Origin of the sequence: Xanthomonas melonis, from assembly GCF_020783655.1 — a bacterium.
Taxonomy (GTDB): domain Bacteria; phylum Pseudomonadota; class Gammaproteobacteria; order Xanthomonadales; family Xanthomonadaceae; genus Xanthomonas; species Xanthomonas melonis.
In genome coordinates this window covers 61,643-83,029 of the sequence record NZ_JAJGQH010000013.1, presented here as the reverse complement: position 1 = coordinate 83,029, position 21,387 = coordinate 61,643, and the positions used below count along the sequence as shown (strand labels likewise).

Below are 21,387 nucleotides of genomic sequence, written 5' to 3'. Positions count from 1 at the left end.
CGATCGATAGCAAGTGCGTCATGCCTGCGCGTCACCGATACCCCCATCCGCCCTTCGGGCACCTTCCCCCGCGATGCGGGGGAAGGGATGCATCCCGCGCCGACCCGGGGATCCTCCGGTTGCGCGCGTTGCGGATCAAGCGCCCTTCTGTGTTGAAGCGTCTTTTCGTTTACACACCGTTGCAACATCGGCCGCAGCCGCCTGACAGCGGCCGCAGTCGTGTGCCGATGAGGCTAAAACCCGTACCGCAGGAATCCGCCATCCACCGCGATGCATTCGCCGGTGATGTAGCTGGCCGCGGGCAGACACAGGAAACCGACCGCGGCGGCGACTTCTTCGGGTTCGCCGATCCGGCGCATCGGCGTGCGCTCGATCACCTGCTCGTAGTACTCCGGATCCGACAACGGCACGGAGGTGCGCCGCGTACGGATGTACCACGGCGCCACCGCATTGACCCGGATGCCGTCCTGCGCCCATTCCACCGCCAGGTTGCGCGTCATCTGCTGCAGCGCGGCCTTGGTCATGCCGTAGGGCGTACCGCTGCGCACGTGCGTCACGCCCGAGACGCTGCCGACATTGACGATCGCCGAGGCCGCGTGTTGCGCCAGCAACGGATGCGCATAGCGTGAGAGTTCGAAGGCGGAGAACACATTGGTTTCGAAGATGCCGCGCCACTCGTCCTCGGTGTAGTCGATGGCGGCGCGGGTGATGTTGCCACCGGCATTGTTGATCAGCAGATGCAGGCCGTCGGCGTGATCTTCCACCCAGTCCAGGATCGCGCGGCGTTCCTCGTCGTCGGAGACATCGGCCGCCAGACCGTGCAACTCGCGCTCGGGAAACTCGTCGGCCAGCTCGTCGCGCGCCTGGGTCAATGCATCGGCGTCGCGTGCCACCATCAACAGATCCGCGCCGAAGCCGAGCAGTTCGCGCGCGATGGCCAGGCCGATACCGGCACTGGCACCGGTGATGAGCGCGGTCTGTCCATCCAGCCGCCAGCGGTGCGTCGTCACGTAGGTGATCCTCTCAAGACACGGAAATCGGCCGGCACCACGCATTGACGCAGCGCTGCAGCAGCGGCGTTAGGATACCGCCACACCGAGCGAGATCATGACGATGAAACTGCCCTGGATGCTTGCTGCGATCGCTGCCTTGCTGCTCGCTGGGTGCCAGCGCCCGCAGCCCGCGCCAACCGATCAGAAGCCCGATCCGCAGGCCACGGCCTTGCGTGACCACATCCAGCAGCCGCTGGACAAGGCGCGCGCCGTGCAGGCCGCCAGCGACCAGGCAGCCGACGCGCAGCGCAACGCCATCGACGCCGCCACGCAGTAGCACCAAGCGTCTTCGACGTAGCGGTCCCAGCAGCTCGCAAAGCACCCAGCGTGTGTCGCGCGCGCACCCGGCTACGCGTGCAGCCAGTGACGATTCCCGGCCGAGGACGCCCGCGTCGGCGTTGCGTAGCTGGCGGCCGCGTGTAACGCCCCCCTTGCAGCCCCCGAGAACGACAACGCCGGCATGGCGCCGGCGTCGTCGTCGCAGCCCATTCCGGCTTCTGCCGGGTCAGAACCCGCAGAAGCAGTACGCCAGCGCCTTCACCGGCGTGCCGCCGGCCTTGCTGTCGTGGACCGCGTCTTCGACGAAGCGCAACTGGGTGTCCACTTCCGGCAGCGAGCGCGCCAGCAGTGCGCGCGCCATGCCCGAATCGCCCAGCATCCACGCGCCCATGCGGCTGCCGGCGAATCCACTCATGAACTGCGAGAATGGGGTGGCCGGCTTTTCCACGTAGCGCACCCGGAACTTGCCCTTGCCCAACTTGGCGCGGTCGGCCGCATCGGCCACCGCCTCCTGCATGCCACCGAATGCATCCACCAGGCCATGCTGCCTGGCCTGCGCACCGCTCCACACGCGACCGCGCGCAACCTTGTCGATCGCCTCCACCGACTGCTGCCGCGCCTGCGCCACCTTGCCGGTGAAATCGGCATAGCCCTTGTTGATCACCGCCTGGATCACCTGACCGGCGGCCGGGTCCAGCGGACGCGAGATGTCGAACGCGCCGGCGAAACGGGTGGTACCCACGCCGTCGGTGTGCACGCCGATCTTGTCCAGCGCGCGGGTCAGGTTCGGCACCATGCCGAAGATGCCGATCGACCCACTGATGGTCGACGGATCGGCGTAGATGCGATCGGCATTCATGCTGATCCAGTAGCCGCCAGAGGCAGCCAGATCGCCCATCGACACCACCACCGGCTTGCCGGCCTGCTTGAGCGCGACCACTTCGCGGCGGATCTGTTCGGAGGCGAACACTTCGCCGCCCGGCGAATCCACCCGCAGCACCACCGCCTTGACCTGGTCGTCGTCGTGCGCCTGACGCAGCAGTGCAGCGGTGGACTCGCCACCGATGCGGCCAGCCGGCTGTTCGCCGCCGCTGATTTCACCGGACGCCACCACCACGGCCACCTGCGGGCGGCTGTCCATCGGCGAGCGCTGGGCCTGCAGCAGGCCCAGATAATCGTCGAAGCCGATATTGCGGAAGCCGCTGTCGGCATCGTTATCGGCCACTCCGCGCTTGGTCAGCAAGGCATCGACCTCGCTGCGCGTCTTGAGTCCGTCGACCAGCTTCTGCTGCAGCGCGAACCGGGCCAGGTCGCCGCCGGCCGCCACCACGCCTTCGGGCAGCGTATCGATACCGGCGCTCAGCTGCGCAGGCGTGAGCTTGCGCGCGCTGCCCACATCGGCCAGATAGCGCTGCCACACATCGTTCATCCAGAACAGGTCCGCCTCCTTGGCATCGGCCGAGGCCGCATCGAGGATGTAGGGTTCTGCCGCGGACTTGTATTCGCCCACGCGGAACAGGTGCACGTCCACGCCGAGCTTGTCCTGCAGGCCTTCGCGGAAGTACTGGCGGTAGCGGCCGAGCCCTTCCAGCAGCACGCTGCCCATCGGATCCAGGTACACCTCGTTGGCCTGCGCAGCCAGCAGGTACTGGCCCTGGCTCATGCTCTCGCTGAAGGCCACGATCTGCTTGCCGGAGGCGCGCAGCTTCTGCAATGCAGAGGCGACTTCGCGCTGCGAGGCGAACCCGGCCGGCTGCAGCTTGTCCAGGTTCAACAGCACCCGCTCGATCTTGCGATCCTTGCCGGCTGCCTCGATCACCCGCACCAGGTCGCGTAGCTGCACCTCTTCGGCGCTCTTGTCGCCCACCGCCTTGGCCAGCGAGCGACTCACCGGATCGGCGCTGAACTGCTCGACCAGGGTGCCCTCGGGATTGATGACCAGCGTGGTGCGCTCGGCCAGCGGCTTGGTCCCGTCGCCGCGCGCGATCGCCACCACGAACAGCAGCAGCAACAGGAACAGGAAACCGAAGAACACCAGGTTGAAGATCAGGCGCCGGGTGAAGTTCATCACATCCCACAGGCCGACGAAGAAGCTGGCGATGGGATTGCGACGCACGGGGTGATTCATGGAAAACTCCGTCGAAAAGACGTTGCGGATCGTGAGTGGAGCCCAGCATACCGGCTGCGCGGCACGCGCGGCATGCGCTGGAAGTCAGGGTGCCGGGCCGGCGGTCAGCTGTCGGCTGGTGTGCCGGAACCGCAGGCCCATCAGGATCGATGCCACGGTCAGCCCCAGGATCAGTCCGATCCACATGCCGCGCGGCCCCCAGCCCAGGCCCAGGCCGAGCCCGGCACCGACCGGCATGCCCACGCCCCAATACGAAATCATGGCCAGGAACATCGGCACGCGGGTGTCCTTGAGCCCACGCAGCGCACCGGCCGACAGCACCTGGATGCCATCGGGAAACTGGAAGGTGGCCGCGAACAGCAACAGCGCCGAGGCCAGCCCGGCCACCGCCACATCGTCGGTGTACACGCCCACGATGGCGTCGTGCCCGAACAACAGCGTCGCGGCCGACAGCGCCTGCGTTCCCAGCACGATCGCGTAACCGGCCCAGGTGGCGCGCCGCACGCCCAGCGGATCGCCGCGGCCGACCGCGTGGCCGACGCGCACGGTGGTGGCCTCGGCCACGCCCATCGGGATCATGAAGCACAGCTGCGCCACGTTGATGGCGATCTGGTGCGCCGCCGCCTGGGTCGCACCCAAGCGGCCGATCAGCAACGCGGTGACGATGAACAGGCCGCCTTCCATCAGCACGGTGATGCCGATCGGCAGGCCGGTGCGCAGCAGATCGCCGATCGCCCGCCAGCGCGGCCCTTCCAGATGCGCGAACACGGCCAGATGCGCGAACCGCCGCGCGCGCCACAGATACAGCGCGAACACGCTGGCCTGCACCCACATGGTGATCGCCGACGCCATGCCCAGCCCTTCGGCACCGTGCTCGGCGAAGCCGAACCTGCCGTAGGTGAGCGCATATCCCAGCGGCGCCAGCACCAGCAGCCCGCCAAACCCCAGCAGCATGGTCGGCAGCGTCCAGTGCATGCCTTCGCACAGATACCGCATGCAGAAGTAGAACGTCAGTGCCGGCACGCCCCAGCGCACGGCGTGCAGGAAGTCGGTCGCGCCGGGCACGATGTCGGCCGCGATGCCGAAGGTGGGCAGCCATGGCGGCACCACGCTCAGGAACGCGAACATCAGCGCGCTGAGCGCCAGCGACAGCCACAAGGCCTGGCGGAACAACGGCCCGATCTCGCGTTCGCGCCCGGCGCCCAGCAGTTGCGAAACCGAGGCCGTCAACGAGATCAACGTGCCGATCGGCACCAGCATCGGCAGCCACAGCAGCGAGGTGCCGATGGTGACCGCCGCCAGCGTGGCGGTGCCGTGATGGCCGGCGATGACGTTGTCGACGAAACCGATCAAGCCGGTGGAGACGTGGCCGAGCACCAAGGGCAAGGCCAGCAGGCCGGTGGTACGCACTTCCGAGCCGAAGCGTGGCGTCGCGGAGGCAGACGCGGGGGGGATAGACATGGGCAACCGATCGCCGCGCGGACTACGGCCGTGCCGGGAGGCGCTGGCACCGGGTCGCACGGGGCCGCTATCTTACGCGGACTTTCCGATTGCGACCTGCCGTGCGCCCGGGTGGAAACGGCGCAGGGCCGTGCGTGTGCGGGACGAGCGCAAGCAGCGGTCGGTGCCATGCCGCCGCTGGGTCCTACCGCTGTACCGTCCGCCGGCGGGATCCTTCGGGATGCCGTGCCGGCGTGCGTTCCCCATCACCGCCAACCGGATCCGATCGATGTCACTGCACCCGAACGCACCGCACCCGTCGGCTTGCGAAAACTGTTCTGCCCCGTTGCAGGGCACCTTCTGTCATGCCTGCGGGCAGAGCGCACATAACCCGGTACGCAGCCTGGCGCATGCGATCGAAGAACTGTTCGAGTCGCTTTGGCATCTGGACGGCCGGATCTTCCGCACCCTGCGCGATCTGCTGGTGCCCGGCCGCGTGGCCGCGCGCTTCCTGGCCGGCCAGCGCGTGCGCTACGTCGCGCCGATGCGGCTGTTCCTGGTGCTCAGCCTGTTGACCTTCTTCATCGCGCGCATCGCGGTGCACGCCTCCGACAACGCCCCCGGTGTCGCGGCGGCAGATACCGCGCGCACTGCCGTGCCCACCGACTTCGCGCAGGCGCGCACCCCGGCGCAGGTGGAAGCGGTACGCGCGCAGGTGGTCGCGGCGCTCACGCAGACCCGCAAGGTGATGCCGGCAGGACCGGCGCGCGATGGCGTGGATGCCGGCATCGCGCGTGCCGAGCGCCAGGCACACACGCGCCTGGCGCAACTGCATCAAGGCGCACGCGTGGACAGCGCCGCCCCACCGGTGGACGCGCCCGACGATGCCACCTTCTTCTCGGTAGCAGGCAGACCGTGGGACCCGGTGAGCAATCCGCTGCTCCTGGCGGCATTGCCCTCGTTCGCCAACCGCTGGCTCAACGTGCAGCTCGATCACATCCGCACCAACCTGCCGCGCCTGCGCAGTGATCCGCAGCTGCTCTACACCGCGTTCTTCGCCGCGGTGCCATCGGCCCTGCTGGTACTGGTGCCGCTGTTCGCACTGCTGCTGCGCGGGTGCTACCTGCGCAGCGGCCGCGTCTACCTGGAACACCTGGTGGTGGCGCTCTACAGTCACGCCTTCCTGTGCCTGAACCTGCTGGCGATGCTGCTGTTGTCGCTGCTCGCCGATGCGCTGGCGCAGATCGCCCCGCCGGTGGCGTGGAGCATCGGGCTGCTGCAGTTCGCGCTTGCACTGTGGATGCCGCTGTATCTGCTGTGGATGCAACGCCGCGTCTACGGGCAATCGTGGCCGCTTACCGTGCTGAAGTATCTCTGCCTGGGCGGGGTGTATTTCGCCATCGTGGCAGTAGCCGCCGTGGTGCTGGTGGTGGCCAGCCTGGCGCGTCTGTGATCGCGGCAGGCATGGCGCGGCTGCATTGCGCGGCGCGTGCGTGCGTGCGGCGACGGGAAGGCGAAGGCGACCGGCTGCAGCTGCCAGTCACCGCAGTCACCGCGCACGGCACAGCGCGATGAGCGCTGCAGGACCGCCGCGACGCGATGCGCCGAGCTTGGTGGCGGCCTGCCGCCAGCCGATCAGCGCGCCAGCTGGCGCTTCAGCCAGGCGCTGCGCGTGGCCGGCGTCTGCGCCAGCAGGGCCTGTCGCAGGCCATCGCGCTGCGGCGGCGGGGTGCGCTGCGCCAGCACCGCCAGCTGCGCCAGTTGCGCGGCATCCAGGCTACGCAGCAGCGCCAGCAGGCGCTCGCGCTCGTCGGCCGGCACATAGCCCACCAGCGGCTGCAGCTGCGCATAAAACGCCCCCAGCTGCGAACCGAGCCGCCAACCGTCGCGATGCAGGCGGTCCATGGCGGTGAACTGGGTGCGCAATGCGCGCTGCTGATCCTCGGGCAGGCCGTGCAGACGTTCGCGCGCCTGCCGCAGCACCACCCGGTCGGTCGCGGTCAGATCCTTCCACGCGGCATAACGGGCGCGCAGATCGGCCTGCTGGGCGGGCGTGAAGGCAGCCCAGCGCGCGCGTTGCTGCGCCGCGCTGGGGGTTGCCGGTATGGCCGCGACGGCTGCGACCGAGGTGCCGCCTTCGTCCAGCGCGGCCGGCAGAGCCTGCGCGCCGGCAGTGCCGATCGCGGCACACAGCAACAGCCCAACCCACTCAGTTCTCGTCATCGATCGTCTCCAACGGGGCCGACGGCTGCTCGGCGGCGCTGGCGTGCGCACCGGATTCGTCCGCCGGGACCGGATGCCCGGCCGCATACCAGGCGTAGAAGTCGGCCGCGCGCGCCAGTTCCAGATCCGGGTCGGCCAGCATGGCCTGATCGCGCACGTCCATTGCGGGCGCGGCGACCGGATCAGGCAGGTCGGCCGCCGGCAGTTCCTCCACCAGCACCGGCGCGGCGTCGGTCACGTGCAGCACGCCGGCAGGCGCCTGCGACACCGGCTCCGGGGGCAGCGCAGGGCGACGATGGGTCCACCACCAGCCCAGCGTCGTCAGCAGCAGCGCCATCGCCAGCACGCCCAGGGCGATGCCGGCGTCGCGGCGCCCAAGCTGCGGCCAGTGCCATTGTCGCCGACTGCGCACGCGTGCCGGACGCGCCGGGGTGGGCGCCGGCTGCGCTGGCGCGGCCGGCTGCAACGCCATCCCGGCCAGTGCCGCGTCGCGCAGCTGGCTCAAGCGCGACAACCGGGCGGCGCCCAGATCGCGCAATTCCGCCTGCGCCGCTTCGGCCAGCGCGCGCCACGCCTGTGGATCGGGATTTCCCGCCGCATCGCGCGGGCAGGCGCTGGCCAGCGACTGGCGATACGTCGCCGGGGCGACGCCCTGCACCTCGCTGGCGACCTCTTCCTCCAGCCCCGCCACGATCCGCAACAACAGCGCCAACCGGTCGGTGCTCTGCATCCGGCTCAGCGCGGTGAAGGGTGGCAACCAGGTCCCTGGCATGGGCTCGCGCCGCAGCGGCGGAGCAGTGGCCAGCAGGCTCCAGAAGCGCATCGGCCATCCTGCCATGGGCCGCCCCGCCGCCTGGCTGCTGAAGGCGCGCAATGCCGCCGCCAGGGCCCGTTCGGCCGCCTCCGCATCGCCACATTGCAGCTGCGCCAGCACCAGCCCCCGGCGTTCGACACCGCGCAGGAAGGCTGACAGCGCGGCGGGGGTCACGGAGAGATCGGGGGCAACGGTCATGGAAACTCCAGCATCGGCCGGCATGATACCGACGCGTATGGGCTCCGCGACGGCTTGACAGATCGTACGGCGATCGTTCCGCTCGCGACCGCTGTCGCTGCACGTTGTGCACAGCGGCAGACATGCCGATACGCCGCCGTCTGTCAACTGTTGATTTTTCTTTGTTGCATTCGTGTTTCACGCATAACTTATTGATCAAAATAGGATTTACCCAGATGGCGAAAAAATGTCCAAGGGGTTGGGAAGGCAAGTGAATCCGCCTTCACGGCGTGGAGCACGCGACTAATTCACAGCTTTATCCACAGGCAGTGTGGATAAAGCCGTTTCCTCAGTCCTCACATAGGTTTACGTCGTATTTATCACTTCGGTCACAGAAAGCCCTCGCAACTGATTACAGCGCGCTCACGCGCCGGATCCGGCTCAGACGGACGTACTGGACAGGATCGGTAGACTGGGCGGATGCCTTCGAACGTCCCCACCTTGCGTGTCGCCCTGCCGGTACCGCTGCCGCAACTGTTCGACTATCTGCCCCCTGCCGATGCCCCATCGACCGACCCGGCGCGGATCGGCTGCCGGGTGCGGGTGCCGTTCGGCCCGCGCGAACTGATCGGCGTGGTAGTGGAGATCGGCCAGCTGCCATCGGCCGCAGGCCTGCGCCCGGCGCTGGAATGGTGCGATGCACACCCGCTGCTGGTGGACGAACTCGCCCACTCCCTGCAGTGGCTGGCCCGCTACACCCATGCGCCCCTGGGCGAGGCCCAGGCCAGCGCCCTGCCCGGTCCGCTGCGCCGCGGCGAGCCGCTGGCCGACACCCATGCCTGGGCCTGGCAGCTGACCGAGGCCGGGCACACCGGCGCGCGCAACCTGCGGGCAGGCAGCCGGCCGGCCCTGCTGGGCACCCTGCTGCAAGCGGGCGCCGTGAGCGAAGACCAGTTGGAGCTGCTGCTGCCGCAGTGGCGGCAGGCTGCGCGCAGCCTGGCCAAGCGTGGCCACACCGAACGCGTGGCCGTCGCTGCCGATGCCCTGCCGCCGCTTCCCTGCACCGGTCCGGCGCTCAACGACGAGCAGCAGGCCGCCGCTGCCGCGATTCGCGCGCGCAGCGGATTCGCCACCTATCTGCTCGATGGCGTCACCGGCAGCGGCAAGACCGAGGTCTATCTGCAGGCGATCGCCGATTGCCTGGCCGCCGGCCGCCAGGCGCTGGTGCTGGTGCCGGAGATCGGTCTGACCCCCCAGACCCTGGGCCGCTTCCGCGCACGCCTGGGCGTACCCGTGCACGCGCTGCACTCGGGCCTGTCCGACGGCGAACGCGCCCGCGTCTGGGCGGCGGCGTGGCGTGGCGAAGCCCGGTTGATCGTCGGCACCCGTTCGGCCGTCTTCACGCCACTGCCCAAGGCCGGGCTGATCGTGATCGACGAGGAACACGACGGCAGTTACAAGCAGCAGGACGGCATCCGCTACCACGCCCGCGATTTCGCCCTGGTGCGCGGCAAGGCGCTGGACGTACCGGTGATCCTGGGCAGCGCCACGCCCTCACTGGAAAGCCTGCACAACGCCTACGCCGGCCGTTACCGCCACCTGCGCCTGTCGCGCCGGGCCGGCGAAGCGCGCCCGCCGCGCGTGCGCGTGCTGGACGTGCGCAAGCGCCCGCTCAAGGACGGACTCTCGCCCGAGGTGCTGGCCGGCATCGGTGCCACCCTGGCGCGCGGCGAACAGGTGCTGGTGTTCAAGAACCGCCGCGGTTACGCGCCGGTGCTGCTGTGCCACGACTGCGGCTGGACCGCCGCCTGCCAGCGCTGCAGCACGCCGTTGCACCAGACCCCGATGACCGTGCATGCCGGCGGCCGCCGCCTGCAGTGCCATCACTGTGGTGCCCGCCAGTCCGCGCCGCTGGCCTGCCCGGCCTGCGCCAGCCTGGCGCTGCAGCCGCAAGGCATCGGCACCGAGCGCCTGGAAGAACGCTTGACCGAAGCCTTTCCGGATTGTCCGGTGGTGCGCATCGACCGCAGCACCACCCAGCGCCGCGACGCACTCGAAACCCAGCTCGCCCGGCTCGGCAGCGAGGCCGGCATCCTGGTCGGCACCCAGATCCTGGCCAAGGGCCACGACCTGCCGCGGCTGACCATGGTGGTGGTGGTCGGCATCGACGAAGGCCTGTTCTCGGCGGATTTCCGCGCCGCCGAAAAGCTCTCCCAGCAACTGATCCAGGTGGCAGGACGCGCCGGGCGCGCCGACCGCCCGGGCGAGGTCTGGCTGCAGACGCACCATCCCGAGCACCCGTTGTTGCAGACCCTGGTCAACGGCGGGTATCACGCCTTTGCCGACGCCGAACTGCAACAACGCGAGGCGGCCGGTTTTCCGCCGTTCGCGCACCTGGCACTGTTCCGCGCCGAGGCCAAGGACGTGGCGGCGGCCAATCAGTTCCTGCAGGCGGTGCGCGAGTTGACCACGGCAGCCACCGGCGCGCAGCCGCCGGCCGTGGCGGCAGTCGAGTGCTATGGCCCGATGCCGGCACCGATGCCGCGCCGCGCTGGCTTCCAGCGCACCCAGTTGCTGCTGTCGGCGCAACAGCGCCCGGCCCTGCATCGCCTGCTGGATCTGCAGCTGCCGGCCATCTACGCGCTACCGCAGGCGCGCCGCGTGCGTTGGTCGCTGGATGTGGATCCGATCGATCTGTATTAGCCAGGGGCGTATCACACACTCAGCCGCTGCCATTGCGTGTGGTGTTCCCGGCCGTGCAGGAGCGTCCCCGGGCGCGACGAGGCGTTGCCGCCAAAGCCTGGTCGCGTTCCTGCGGACAACGCGAACCGTCAAGCCGCGCGGCGTGCGCGGTGCCTGCAAGGAGCCACGCTCGCCTCAGCGCAGGCTCGAGCATCAGGTCGGCGCAGTCATGACTGCATGCGTCATCGTCATTTTCCTGGTGCAGGCTCGGCGGGCGGGCGCGCCGCGCGCTTGCTGGCCGATGGCGGCACCGCGGCCTCTGCTGTGGTCTTCGCGCGGCTGCCGCTGCCCTTGGGCGTATCGCGCACCCATAGCGCCTGCTCGTCCTGCTTGATCTCGAATAGACCGATCGCACGCACCAGATCGCTGAGTTTGCGATAGCCGTAATTGCGTGGGTCGAACGAGGCCTGGTTGGCCACCTGCTTGCCCACCGCGCTCAACAGCGCCCAGCCATCGTCTTCGCAGGCGCTGACGATGGCGTTGCGCAGCATCTGCACCAGTCGCGTGTCGCTACGCAGCGCGGTTGCGCCCTTGCGTCCGGCAGCCGTGTCGCTGGCTGCGGCGGCCTGCTCGCCCAGGGCTTCCACGTAGGTGAATTTGGAACAGGCATTGACGAACGGCGCTGGCGTCTTCTTCTCGCCGAAGCCGTACACCTTCATGCCGTCGGTGAGCAGGCGCATCACCAGTGGGGTGAAGTCCGCATCGCTGGAGACGATGGCAAAGCCGTCCAGATTGCGCGCGTACAACAGATCCATCGCATCGATCACCATCGCCATGTCCGAGGCGTTCTTGCCCGAGCTGTAGGCAAACTGCTGGATCGGCCGGATCGCATAATCGTGCAGCGCCGCTTCCCAGCCTTTCAGGTGCGGGCTCTTCCAGTTGCCATAGGCGCGGCGCACGTTGGCCACGCCGTAGCGCGCCACTTCCGCCAGTACCACATCGATCTTGCCGGCAGGTGCGTTGTCAGCGTCGATCAGCAAGGCGATCCGCTTGTCGGGATTGTCGGTCATGCTCAAGGCTCCACTGCAGCGTCGTTGACGGTTTCGGTTGCGGTCTCGGTGTCCATTTCCGGTTCTGGCTCGGCATCGGCATCGGCATCGGGCGTGGCCTCTTCTGCCGTCTCTGCAGCCGGCAAGGTGTACTCGGTGCCATCGTGCAGGGTCAGCACCCCATCGCTCAGGATCTCCTGGTCGGCGCCGGCACTGACCCAGGTTGCCTTGACGCGCCCGGCGCCGCGGTCGCCTTCCACATCGAACACGAACTCCTCGCCCCCCGGCGCCAGCCCGGTACGCACCAGGTCCACCCGCATGCTGCGGATCTGGCCGATATGTTCCTGCACCACCGCATCCTCCTGCAGCGCAGCGCGTGCCTGCTCGGCGAACATCGACCAGCCCGTATTGACCAGCCACAGGGCCGCGGCCAGCACCACCACCCCGAACACGCTCGCGCAGGCCAGGATGCCGATCAGGCCGATGGCCACGCCGCTGAGCGGCTTCTTGCCCGCGGGCGTCGCTGGGGCGATCGGTGCTGCAGTGTTGGCTGCCGCGCTCGGCGGCGGGGGCAGCGGCGGCGGGAGCGAGGACATGCGAAGACCGTCGAGAGGGATGCAACATGATGCCGTAGACGTGCTGCGCCCACGCGTCATGTTCATTGGCGATTTGGCATGCTGCCTGGCCCGCGTCGCGTTCCAATGGATTCCACGATGACCTCTTCCCCCTCCTCCGCTCCGCTGCATCTGGTCGTGGTCGGTGGCGGTTTTGCCGGCCTGTGGGCGACGCGCGCGCTTCACGACCCCGGCATCCGCATCACCCTGATCGACCGCCAGAATCACCATCTGTTCCAGCCGCTGCTGTATCAGGTGGCCACCGCCGGCCTGTCGGCACCGGACATCGCCGCACCGTTGCGGCATATCCTGCGCAGCCAGCCCAATGTCGAGGTGCTGCTGGGCGATGTCGCCGAAGTCGTGCCTGCGCGCCGCGAGGTCGTACTGGCCGATGGCAAGACGCTCGGCTACGACCTGCTGCTGCTCGCCACCGGCGCCACACACGCCTATTTCGGCAACGACCAGTGGGCCGAACACGCACCTGGCCTGAAGACGCTGTACGACGCCCTGGTACTGCGCCGCAAGCTGCTGCTCGCCTTCGAGCGCGCCGAGGCCGAGACCGACCCCGCCGCACGCGCGGCCTGGCTGAGCTTTGCCGTGGTCGGCGGCGGCCCCACGGGCGTGGAACTGGCCGGCACCCTGGCCGAAATCGCCCGCCATACCTTGAAGAACGAGTTCCGCCATATCGATCCGCAACTGGCACGCGTGCGCCTGGTCGAAGCGGGCCCACGGGTGCTGTCCTCGTTCCCGGAAGACCTCACCGACAAGGCGCGCAAGCAGCTGGAACGGCTGGGCGTTGAAGTACACACCGGCATCCCGGTGACGCATATCGATGCGCTGGGCTACCAGCTCGGCGAGCGCTTCATTCCGGCCCGCACGGTGGTGTGGGCGGCGGGCGTAGCGGCCTCTCCGCTGGCGCGCACGCTCGGCGTACCGCTGGATCGTGCCGGCCGGGTGCTGGTGGAGCCCGACCTGAGCGTGCCCGGCCATCCGGAGATCTTCGTCGGCGGCGATCTGGCGTCGTTGCAACAGGACGGTCGCCCGGTGCCGGGCGTGGCGCCGGCCGCCAAGCAGATGGGCAGGCACATCGCCAAGGCGATCCGGGCCCGCCAGCGCGGCCAGGCCGCGCCGGCCTTCCGTTACCAGGACTACGGCAATCTGGCCACGATCGGCCGCATGGCCGCCATCGTGCACGTGGGCAAGCTCAAGCTATCGGGCATCGTGGCCTGGTGGTTCTGGCTGGCCGCGCACGTGTATTTCCTGATCGGCTTCCGCAACCGCTTCGTGGTGCTGGTGAACTGGGCGATGGCGTACTGGAGCTACCAGCGCGCCGCCCGCATCATCTTTGGCGGCGCCACCGACGACCCGCCGCCCAGCAGCAAGGACGGATGACAGCGAGGCGCGCCGTACGCGATGCTGTGCGGCCTGATTCGACGGCCTGATCGTGGCGACTGTCCTGTTCCTGCTGGATCTGCTTGGCACCTTCGTGTTCGCCCTGAGCGGCGCCACCGTGGCAGTGCGCAATCGCCTGGACCTGTTCGGGGTGCTGGTGCTGTCGTGCGCGGCGGCGGTGTCCGGCGGCATCGTGCGCGATGTGCTGATCGGCGCCACGCCGCCGGCCGCCCTGGTGCAGCCGCAATACCTGCTCATCGCCTGCCTGGCCGGCGTTGCCGGTTTCTACTGGCACGCGGCCGTCGAGCGCCTGCGCAATCCGGTGCAGATCTTCGATGCGGCGGGATTGGCGCTGTTCGCGGTCTACGGCACCAGCAAGGCCCTGGATTACCACCTCAGTCCGCTCAGCGCGACCTTGCTGGGCATGCTCAGCGGCATCGGCGGCGGCATCGCGCGCGATCTGCTGGTGGCGCGCACGCCGGTGGTACTGCAGGCCGAGCTGTATGCGGTCGCCGCACTGGCCGGTGGCGGGCTGGTGGCGATCGGGCACATGCTTGCGGTGCCACAGGCCTGGTCGCTGGCCACCGGCGCCGGCGTCTGCTTCGGCCTGCGTTTCATGGCGATCCGCTATGGCTGGCATCTGCCGGTGGCGCGCCTGCCCGAGTGAGACGCCGGCCAACGCCGCAAGGCCTGCAGCACCCTACGTGCGAAGCATCCCAATGCAGAACGGCCCGGATCGCCCGGGCCGCTTGTGCAAGGTTCACCGCATGTCGATGGAATCAGGCGACGAACAACGCCTTCATCTTCTTCAGCGCGTTCGCCTCGATCTGGCGGATACGCTCGGCCGACACGCCATACTCGTCGGCCAATTCCTGCAGCGTCACCTTGGAATCGGAATCCAGCCAGCGGCGCTTGACGATATCGCGCGAGCGCGTATCCAGACCGGCCATGCCTTCGCGCAGCAACTGCAGCTGATTGTCTTCGCTGTCGTGACGCTCGTAGGCCTGCGAGGGATCTTCCTCGTTGGCGACCAGGTAGCTCACCGGCGACGGCGGGCCGTGATCGTCATCCTCGTCGGACGACGCATCGAAGCCGATATCGCGACCGGACAGGCGCGACTCCATCTCCATCACTTCACGCTCGGAGACGTTCAAGTCCTTGGCCACCGCGCTCACTTCCGACGCATTGAGCCAGCCCAGGCGGGTCTTGGACTTGCGCAGGTTGAAGAACAGCTTGCGCTGCGCCTTGGTCGTGGCGACCTTGACGATGCGCCAGTTCTTCAGGATGAACTCGTGCATTTCGGCACGGATCCAGTGCACCGCGAAGCTGACCAGGCGTACGCCCATGTCCGGGTCGAAGCGCTTGACCGCCTTCATCAGGCCGATATTGCCTTCCTGGATCAGGTCGCCCAGCGGCAGGCCGTAGCCGTTGTAGCCGCGGGCCACATGTACCACGAAGCGCAGGTGGGAATGGACCAGTTCGCGCGCGGCGTCCAGATCCAGCTCGTCGCGGAAGCGGCGGGCCAGATCCTGTTCCTCATCGACCGACAGCACCGGGATCTGGTGCACGGCACCGATGTAGGCGTCCAGCGAACCGAGCGCACTGGGAATCGGGAGATTGTTTGCCACAAGGGCAGTCGAGGTAGTCTGGTTCATAGGCACCATCTTAGCAGTCGAACTATTGGACTGCCGGGTACAGAAAGAGTTCCCAGCGTTCCATTTATGGGATGTTCGGACTTTGACTCCTGGCTGCGTTCCACCCAGGGACGCTCGAATCTGGTCCTACCGTACCACCGCCACCCTTTGCAGGCCGTGACAATTGCGCGATGCATCGCGCCTGCGCGCCTGTCGTTCAGCCGGTGGCCGACCTTGTGTCCAGGGCGTCGCGCGGCGGCAACGACCAGTCGATCGGGCCTAGCCCGCGGCGCTGCAGGTGTTCGTTGGCCCTGGAGAAATGCTTGCACCCCAGAAAGCCGCGATGCGCCGACAGTGGCGACGGGTGCGGCGCCTTGAACACCCGATGCCGTGCCTGATCGATGACCTTGCCCTTGGACTGCGCGTAGCTGCCCCAGAGCAGGAACACCAGCCCCTCGCGCTCGCGGTTGAGGGTCTCCACCACGTGGTCGGTGAAGCCTTCCCAGCCCTTGTTCTGGTGCGCGCCCGCCCGGCCCTGCTCGACCGTCAGCACCGCATTGAGCAACAGCACGCCCTGGCGCGCCCATGGCATCAGGTAGCCGTGATCCGGCCGCGCGATGCCCAGGTCGTCCTGGATCTCTTTATAGATGTTCAGCAGCGACGGCGGCACCGGCACGCCGGGCAGCACCGAGAAGCACAGCCCATGCGCCTGGCCTTCGCCGTGATACGGATCCTGGCCCAGGATCACCACCTTGACCTGCTCGAACGGGGTGGCGTCGAAGGCCGCAAAGATCTGCGGACCGGGCGGGAATACCCGCGCGCCGGCGGCCTTGCGCTGGCGCAGGAAGGCCGACAGCTCCTGCATGTCCGGACGCAGCAGCCAGTCGCCCACCCTGGCCTTCCACGACGGTTCGAGCTGGATGCGCCCCTCCCCTTCGGTCATAGCATGACAGCCTGGTCTTCCAGGCGCGCCAGCCGCAGCTGGAACAGCACCTTGGTCACCAGCAGGCGCTCTTCGATGGGTTTCTGCACCAGATCGTTGGCACCGGCGCGCAGCAGTTCGGATTGGTTGCGCGGGTTGGTGTCGCCGGTCATCACCAGCACCGGCAGGCGGCGCTTGCCGTAGGCGAAGTCGATGCGGATGCGTTCGACCACATCGCGCCCGTTGAGCTCGCCTTTCAGGGTCACGTCGGTCAGCACCACGTCGATGCGGCGCTCGGTGCGGCCCAGCGATTCGGCGGTGAGCAGCGCGAACGCATCCTCGGCGGTGAGCACGTGCACCACCTTGAGGCTCTGGCGTTCGAGCATGCGTTTGGTCGCCTCGGCCACCACGCGGCTGTCTTCGATGTACAGCACGGTGGCGCCGACCACCGGTTCGGGCTGGACGTAGCCGCGGATGAAGGTGGCCAGGGCTTCGTGGCCCAGCGCCTTGTCGAAATAGTCGGTGACGTATTCGGTGAAACGCCGTTCGACCAGATGCTGCTGCGCATCGCCGGAGACCACGATCACCGGCACGTAGGCCTGGCCAGCCGCCTCGCGCACGCTGCGCGCCAGCGCCAGGCCATCGCCATCGGGCAGGGACAGCGAGGTGGTGACCAGATCCATGGCGCCGGCTTCCAGCGCCTGGCGCGCCTCGGCGATGCTGGCGCAGCCGACCACCTGCACGTTCGGCAGGTCGCGGGTGAGGACGTCGGCGATCAACTTGCGCACCAGCTTCGAGCCATCGACCACCATCACGCGCGGTGCGTCGCTGATCAGGTGTTTGAGATCTGGTGGATGCATGGCAGGCCTCAGGTCTCGGTAGGACGGGTCTGGCGAAGGAAATGGCCGGTGACGAGCCAGGCGCCCAGCCAACCCAGCACCAGGGTGCCGACCAGCACCATCGCAGAATGCAACAGATCCAGCCCGTGCAGGGTAAAGGAACTGCCGTAGCTATCGGCCAATGCCGCCAACGGCGTCCGCAAGGCCAGGCCCGATACCGTAATCAGAGCGAGCGCGACCGCCCCGGCTCCCAGCCCATACCACGCGCCCAGATACAGGAACGGGCGCCGGATGAAGCCGTCGCTGGCACCCAGCAGTTGCAGCACGCCGATCTCTTCCCGCCGCGACTGGATGTCCAGCCGCACGGTATTGCCGACCACCAGCACTGCGCCGATGCCGAGCAGGGCCGACAGCACCTGCACCAGGCGCTCGCCGAAGTGCAGCCAGCCATCCAGGCGTTTGCGCCACAGCGCATCGTGCTGCACCTGATCGGCCTGCGGCAGCGCCTGCAGTGCGACGGCCAGCTGCGCATCGTCGGCGGCATCGGCCGGGGTGACGATCAGCAAGGTGGGCAGCGGATTGTCGCCCAGCGCATCGGCCGCTTCATCGAGCCTGGCGCTCTCGCGCAACGCGGCCAGCCCCTGCTCGGGCGTGCGCAAGGCGACCTTGGCGATGTCGGGGCGGGCACGCAGCTGGCCGGCCAGCGTCTGCGCCGCATCGGCGGCCACATCGACCTTGAGGAACAGATTGATCTCGCGCGACTGCTGCACGCTGCCGGCCAGCAGCTTGACGTTGTCCAGCGCGATCGACAGCCCCAGCGGCAACGCCAGCGCCAGCGCCATCACCACGATGGTCAGCAAGGTGGCCCATGGCTTGCGCATTGCGCGGCCCAGGCTGAAGGCGACGCTGTGCAGGTGGTGGTCGATCCACACGCCCAGCCGAGACGGTGCGACGGTTTCGGTATTGGCGGGCTTGCTCATTCGGCCAGGTCCTGCGGCGAGATGTCGTCGACCAGGCGGCCGTGATCCAGGATCAGCACGCGCTTGCGCATCTGCTTGAGCAACGCCAGGTCGTGGCTGACCACCAGCACGCTGGTGCCGCGCGCAGGCAGTTCGGCGAACAGCTGCATGATCTCCGCGGCCAGGGCCGGATCCAGATTGCCGGTGGGTTCATCGGCCACCAGCAGGCGCGGTTCGCCAACGATGGCGCGGGCGATGCCCACACGCTGTTGCTCGCCTGCAGACAGCTGCGACGGCAGGGCCCTTTCGCGATGCGCCAGGCCGATGCGTTCCAAGGCCGAGCGCACGCGCTTGCCGATCTCGGCGCGGCGCGTCCCGCGCAGGATCAGCGGCAGCGCCACGTTCTCGGCGATGCTGCGGTCGTTGAGCAGGCGATGGTCCTGGTAGACCGCCCCCACCTGCCGCCGATGCAGCGGAATCTGCCGGCCCCGCACCTTGAGCAGGTTGCGCTCGCCCAGCAGCACCGCACCCTGGCTCGGGCGCTCGCTGAGATGGATCAGCTTGAGCAACGTGCTCTTGCCGGCGCCGGAATGGCCGGTCACGAACAACATCTCGCCATCGGCCACTTCGAAGCTGACGTCGGTCAGCGCCTGGTGGCCACCGGCGTAGTGCTTGCTGACGTTGTCGAAACGCAGAACGGTCATTCAGCGATTATGCCGGAGCGCCAGCGCTTGCGTCGCATCGCCGCACACCGGCGATGCGATCGCCTGGCCCGAACGTCAGTTGCCCGAGACCAGCGAGCGCAGACGGCGCCCGATCCGGCTCAACAACGACGGGCTGCCGGCCGACTTGGCCGCCGCGCGCACCGGAGTGGCGACCACCTGGGTCGGCTTGCGCGGTGCGGCAGGTGCGGGCACCGGCGTGGAGGCGACCGGCTCGGCGCCTTCCACCGGCCGGCCGTTGCGGCGACGGCGGCGCTTGCGCGGCGCGCGCTCGCTGTCGGCGACGACCGTCGATGGTGCCTGTTCCGCCGCTGCGGCAACCGCAGGCGCCACCGTGGCGGCAGGCGATACGGCCGCCTGACCTTCCACGCGCGGCTTGCGCCGCGGACGCGGCTTGCCATCGGCGCTACCACCGTCGCGACGACCGCCGCCGCTGCGCGAACCACCACCCGGCCCACTGCGGCCGCCACCACGGCGGGCCTCGTCGGCGGCACGCTGCTCGCGCGCCTCGCGGAAGATCGTGCCCACGCTTTCGCCTTCGCTGTCGGCGTCTTCGCCTTCCACCGGCGTGCGCGGCGCGCGCGGCAGCGGCGTCAGCAACTCGGAGGTCACCGGCTCGACCGGAATCTTCTGCTCGATGTAGGCCTCGATGTCCGGCAGGCTCATCGCGTAGCGCTCGCAGGCCAAGCTGATCGCGTCGCCCTCCTCGCCCAGCCGCGCGGTACGGCCGATGCGATGCACATAGTCCTCTGCGTCGAACGGCAGGTCGTAGTTGTAGACGTACTTGACCCCGTCGATATGCAGGCCGCGCGCGGCCACGTCGGTGGCGACCAGGATTTCGAGCTGGCCCTTCTGGAAGCGGTTGAGCAGCGACTCGCGCTTTTTCTGCGGCACATCGCCCGACAACACGCCGACCCGGTAGCCGTTGCGCTCCAGCGTCCGCGCCACCCGCTCGACGAACGCCTTGGTATTGACGAACACCATGGTGCGTGCGCCTTCGCTGCGCGACAGCAGGCCCAGCAGCAGCGTCTGCTTCTCTTCGTCGGACGGAAAATAGATGCGCTGGCGCACCCGCGCGGCGGTGATGGACTCGGTTTCCACGACGAGCTTTTCCGGCTCGTTCATGTGCTCGTAGGCGAGCTCGAGCACGCGATGGCTGAGCGTGGCCGAGAACAGCAGGGTCTGCCGCGTGCCGCGCTCGGGCATGCGCCGCAGCAGGAAGCGGATGTCCTTGATGAAGCCCAGGTCGAACATGCGGTCGGCTTCGTCCAGCACGCAGATCTCGCAGGCGTGCAGCGAGACCACTTTGTGCTGCTTGACGTAGTCGATCAGGCGGCCCGGGGTGGCGATGATCACGTCCACGCCCTGCTGCAGCAGTTCGCGCTGCTTGTCGTAGTCCACCCCGCCGTAGACCAGCGCGAAGCGCAGGCCCAGGTCGGCGCCGAACTTGACCGCGTCCTTGTGGATCTGGATGGCCAGCTCGCGGGTGGGCGCCAGGATCAGCGCGCGCGGGTCTTCGGGCTTGCGGTCGGCCAGGGCCGGCCGGCTCAGCAGGCGGTTCATCACCGCGACCAGGAACGCCAGCGTCTTGCCGGTGCCGGTCTGGGCCTGGCCGGCGACATCGCCGCCTGGCAGGGCGACCGGCAGGGTCAGCGCCTGGATCGGGGTACAGCGGGTGAACCCGGCGCCTTCCAGCCCGGCGATCAGCGCCGGATGCAGGTCGAACGAGGAAAAAGTCAAATCGGTCAGCGGTTTGTCGCTCATTATTCCGTCTTCGTGAGGCGCCCTGGGCAGCCCGGGCGCGGCTTGCATCGATGCCGACAGCGTCGCAAACTGCGGCCCTTGTGGCGGACAGCGCGGCTTCAGGACTGACACTTGATTCAGTCGCGCAATGCCACAGTTTAACGCAATGTGGCGGCCTGCCCGATCGGGTGGGCCGTTTGGTTTCCAGGAGACCCAACGTGAGCGACAAGGTTCAACATGTCGGCGACGCCGACTTCGAGACAGCGGTACTGCAATCGGGCGAACCGGTTCTGGTGGATTTCTGGGCCGAATGGTGCGGCCCGTGCAAGATGATCGCGCCGGTCCTGGACGATCTGGCCGAGGCCTACCAGGGCAGGCTCAAGGTGGCCAAGGTCAATGTGGACCAGAACCGCGCCCTGGCGATCAAGTACCACGTGCGTTCGATCCCGATGCTGCTGCTGTTCAAGGACGGCCAGGTGCAGGCCAGCCAGATCGGAGCGGTGGGCAAGGGCCAGCTCGTGCAGATGATCGACAAGAGCCTGGGCGGCGCGGCCGCTTGAACGGAGGGGCGTCCAGCGATGGACGCCCTGCATGGTTTGCCGGCAGTTAACTCCGGCCGGGGCAGACGCTTGCGCGGTGACGCGCGGCGGTGATAGTGTCAGTTGGTCCGGCACACGTTCGTGCGCCGCCGTACCCCTCTAGAAACCTCTTCTAGACT

At 68.4% G+C, this 21,387-nt stretch carries 19 protein-coding genes; 6 read left to right on the top strand and 13 right to left on the bottom strand.

Features of this window, described 5'->3' with window-relative positions:
• Window positions 1–233: 233 nt before the first annotated feature.
• The gene (locus tag LL964_RS14005; protein ID WP_104585385.1) at window positions 234–1,010 is read right to left on the bottom strand and encodes an SDR family oxidoreductase; all 777 of its coding nucleotides are present in this window, start codon (window positions 1,008–1,010) and stop codon (window positions 234–236) included.
• Window positions 1,011–1,113: 103 nt separating this feature from the next.
• Here LL964_RS14005 and LL964_RS14000 point away from each other — a divergent pair, with 103 nt between their 5' ends.
• A complete protein-coding gene (locus LL964_RS14000) occupies window positions 1,114–1,329 on the top strand; it encodes a hypothetical protein (protein ID WP_104585387.1) in 216 nt (71 codons plus the stop codon).
• 228 nt (window positions 1,330–1,557) lie between these two features.
• On the opposite strand, the gene sppA is transcribed toward LL964_RS14000, so the two are convergent.
• Window positions 1,558–3,459, bottom strand: a complete 1,902-nt coding sequence (gene sppA / locus LL964_RS13995; protein ID WP_104585389.1) for a signal peptide peptidase SppA — start codon at window positions 3,457–3,459, stop codon at window positions 1,558–1,560.
• 84 nt (window positions 3,460–3,543) lie between these two features.
• Window positions 3,544–4,920, bottom strand: coding sequence for an MATE family efflux transporter (locus tag LL964_RS13990; protein WP_104585391.1), 1,377 nt, complete (start codon window positions 4,918–4,920; stop codon window positions 3,544–3,546).
• Between the two features lie 220 nt (window positions 4,921–5,140).
• Here LL964_RS13990 and LL964_RS13985 point away from each other — a divergent pair, with 220 nt between their 5' ends.
• Window positions 5,141–6,352 (top strand): DUF3667 domain-containing protein, encoded by a 1,212-nt coding sequence (locus tag LL964_RS13985; RefSeq protein ID WP_425478131.1) that lies wholly within the window; start codon window positions 5,141–5,143, stop codon window positions 6,350–6,352.
• Between the two features lie 182 nt (window positions 6,353–6,534).
• Here the strand turns inward: LL964_RS13985 and LL964_RS13980 are convergent, their stop codons facing one another.
• Window positions 6,535–7,122, bottom strand: coding sequence for a DUF3106 domain-containing protein (locus LL964_RS13980; protein WP_104585395.1), 588 nt, complete (start codon window positions 7,120–7,122; stop codon window positions 6,535–6,537).
• Window positions 7,109–8,134: a hypothetical protein gene (locus LL964_RS13975; RefSeq protein ID WP_104585397.1), complete on the bottom strand. Its 1,026-nt coding sequence runs from the start codon at window positions 8,132–8,134 to the stop codon at window positions 7,109–7,111. Before LL964_RS13975 ends, LL964_RS13980 begins: the two co-directional genes overlap by 14 nt.
• A gap of 459 nt (window positions 8,135–8,593) precedes the next feature.
• Here LL964_RS13975 and LL964_RS13970 point away from each other — a divergent pair, with 459 nt between their 5' ends.
• Window positions 8,594–10,816, top strand: a complete 2,223-nt coding sequence (locus tag LL964_RS13970; protein WP_104585399.1) for a primosomal protein N' — start codon at window positions 8,594–8,596, stop codon at window positions 10,814–10,816.
• Window positions 10,817–11,043: 227 nt separating this feature from the next.
• Here LL964_RS13970 and LL964_RS13965 read toward each other — a convergent pair whose 3' ends face one another.
• Window positions 11,044–11,871: an NYN domain-containing protein gene (locus LL964_RS13965; protein WP_146092311.1), complete on the bottom strand. Its 828-nt coding sequence runs from the start codon at window positions 11,869–11,871 to the stop codon at window positions 11,044–11,046.
• A complete protein-coding gene (locus LL964_RS13960) occupies window positions 11,868–12,440 on the bottom strand; it encodes a hypothetical protein (RefSeq protein ID WP_104585403.1) in 573 nt (190 codons plus the stop codon). The genes LL964_RS13965 and LL964_RS13960 overlap by 4 nt, the downstream gene beginning before the upstream one ends.
• Before the next feature lie 117 nt (window positions 12,441–12,557).
• On the opposite strand from LL964_RS13960, the gene LL964_RS13955 reads away from it, so the two are divergent.
• Window positions 12,558–13,850, top strand: a complete 1,293-nt coding sequence (locus tag LL964_RS13955) for an NAD(P)/FAD-dependent oxidoreductase (RefSeq protein WP_104585630.1) — start codon at window positions 12,558–12,560, stop codon at window positions 13,848–13,850.
• A gap of 52 nt (window positions 13,851–13,902) precedes the next feature.
• Window positions 13,903–14,517 carry a trimeric intracellular cation channel family protein gene (locus LL964_RS13950; RefSeq protein ID WP_104585405.1) on the top strand — a complete coding sequence of 205 codons (615 nt, stop codon included), beginning with the start codon at window positions 13,903–13,905 and terminating at the stop codon, window positions 14,515–14,517.
• A gap of 112 nt (window positions 14,518–14,629) precedes the next feature.
• Here LL964_RS13950 and rpoH read toward each other — a convergent pair whose 3' ends face one another.
• From rpoH to rhlB, 6 genes are all read right to left on the bottom strand, one after another.
• Window positions 14,630–15,505, bottom strand: coding sequence for an RNA polymerase sigma factor RpoH (gene rpoH, locus LL964_RS13945; RefSeq protein ID WP_104585407.1), 876 nt, complete (start codon window positions 15,503–15,505; stop codon window positions 14,630–14,632).
• A gap of 196 nt (window positions 15,506–15,701) precedes the next feature.
• Window positions 15,702–16,427, bottom strand: a complete 726-nt coding sequence (gene ung, locus LL964_RS13940) for a uracil-DNA glycosylase (protein ID WP_104585409.1) — start codon at window positions 16,425–16,427, stop codon at window positions 15,702–15,704.
• Window positions 16,424–17,266 carry a response regulator gene (locus tag LL964_RS13935; RefSeq protein WP_167395189.1) on the bottom strand — a complete coding sequence of 281 codons (843 nt, stop codon included), beginning with the start codon at window positions 17,264–17,266 and terminating at the stop codon, window positions 16,424–16,426. Before LL964_RS13935 ends, ung begins: the two co-directional genes overlap by 4 nt.
• Window positions 17,267–17,274: 8 nt before the next feature.
• Window positions 17,275–18,225: a permease-like cell division protein FtsX gene (gene ftsX / locus LL964_RS13930; protein WP_104585411.1), complete on the bottom strand. Its 951-nt coding sequence runs from the start codon at window positions 18,223–18,225 to the stop codon at window positions 17,275–17,277.
• On the bottom strand, window positions 18,222–18,908 hold the full coding sequence (gene ftsE / locus LL964_RS13925) for a cell division ATP-binding protein FtsE (RefSeq protein WP_016903688.1): 687 nt from the start codon (window positions 18,906–18,908) through the stop codon (window positions 18,222–18,224). Before ftsE ends, ftsX begins: the two co-directional genes overlap by 4 nt.
• 75 nt (window positions 18,909–18,983) lie before the next feature.
• Window positions 18,984–20,690, bottom strand: a complete 1,707-nt coding sequence (rhlB, locus tag LL964_RS13920) for an ATP-dependent RNA helicase RhlB (protein ID WP_104585413.1) — start codon at window positions 20,688–20,690, stop codon at window positions 18,984–18,986.
• Between the two features lie 197 nt (window positions 20,691–20,887).
• On the opposite strand from rhlB, the gene trxA reads away from it, so the two are divergent.
• Window positions 20,888–21,229 carry a thioredoxin TrxA gene (gene trxA, locus LL964_RS13915; RefSeq protein ID WP_104585415.1) on the top strand — a complete coding sequence of 114 codons (342 nt, stop codon included), beginning with the start codon at window positions 20,888–20,890 and terminating at the stop codon, window positions 21,227–21,229.
• Window positions 21,230–21,387 lie beyond the last annotated feature (158 nt).

Bases quoted from the DNA above. Each gene is read 5' to 3' on its own strand.
- LL964_RS14000 (WP_104585387.1), top strand. From the start codon at position 1,114: ATGAAACTGCCCTGGATGCTTGCTGCGATCGCTGCCTTGCTGCTCGCT.
- sppA (WP_104585389.1), bottom strand. From the start codon at position 3,459: ATGAATCACCCCGTGCGTCGCAATCCCATCGCCAGCTTCTTCGTCGGC.
- LL964_RS13990 (WP_104585391.1), bottom strand. From the start codon at position 4,920: ATGTCTATCCCCCCCGCGTCTGCCTCCGCGACGCCACGCTTCGGCTCG.
- LL964_RS13985 (WP_425478131.1), top strand. From the start codon at position 5,141: ATGCCGTGCCGGCGTGCGTTCCCCATCACCGCCAACCGGATCCGATCG.
- LL964_RS13980 (WP_104585395.1), bottom strand. From the start codon at position 7,122: ATGACGAGAACTGAGTGGGTTGGGCTGTTGCTGTGTGCCGCGATCGGC.
- LL964_RS13975 (WP_104585397.1), bottom strand. From the start codon at position 8,134: ATGACCGTTGCCCCCGATCTCTCCGTGACCCCCGCCGCGCTGTCAGCC.
- LL964_RS13970 (WP_104585399.1), top strand. From the start codon at position 8,594: ATGCCTTCGAACGTCCCCACCTTGCGTGTCGCCCTGCCGGTACCGCTG.
- LL964_RS13960 (WP_104585403.1), bottom strand. From the start codon at position 12,440: ATGTCCTCGCTCCCGCCGCCGCTGCCCCCGCCGCCGAGCGCGGCAGCC.
- LL964_RS13955 (WP_104585630.1), top strand. From the start codon at position 12,558: ATGACCTCTTCCCCCTCCTCCGCTCCGCTGCATCTGGTCGTGGTCGGT.
- rpoH (WP_104585407.1), bottom strand. From the start codon at position 15,505: ATGAACCAGACTACCTCGACTGCCCTTGTGGCAAACAATCTCCCGATT.
- ung (WP_104585409.1), bottom strand. From the start codon at position 16,427: ATGACCGAAGGGGAGGGGCGCATCCAGCTCGAACCGTCGTGGAAGGCC.
- LL964_RS13935 (WP_167395189.1), bottom strand. From the start codon at position 17,266: ATGCATCCACCAGATCTCAAACACCTGATCAGCGACGCACCGCGCGTG.
- ftsX (WP_104585411.1), bottom strand. From the start codon at position 18,225: ATGAGCAAGCCCGCCAATACCGAAACCGTCGCACCGTCTCGGCTGGGC.
- ftsE (WP_016903688.1), bottom strand. From the start codon at position 18,908: ATGACCGTTCTGCGTTTCGACAACGTCAGCAAGCACTACGCCGGTGGC.
- rhlB (WP_104585413.1), bottom strand. From the start codon at position 20,690: ATGAGCGACAAACCGCTGACCGATTTGACTTTTTCCTCGTTCGACCTG.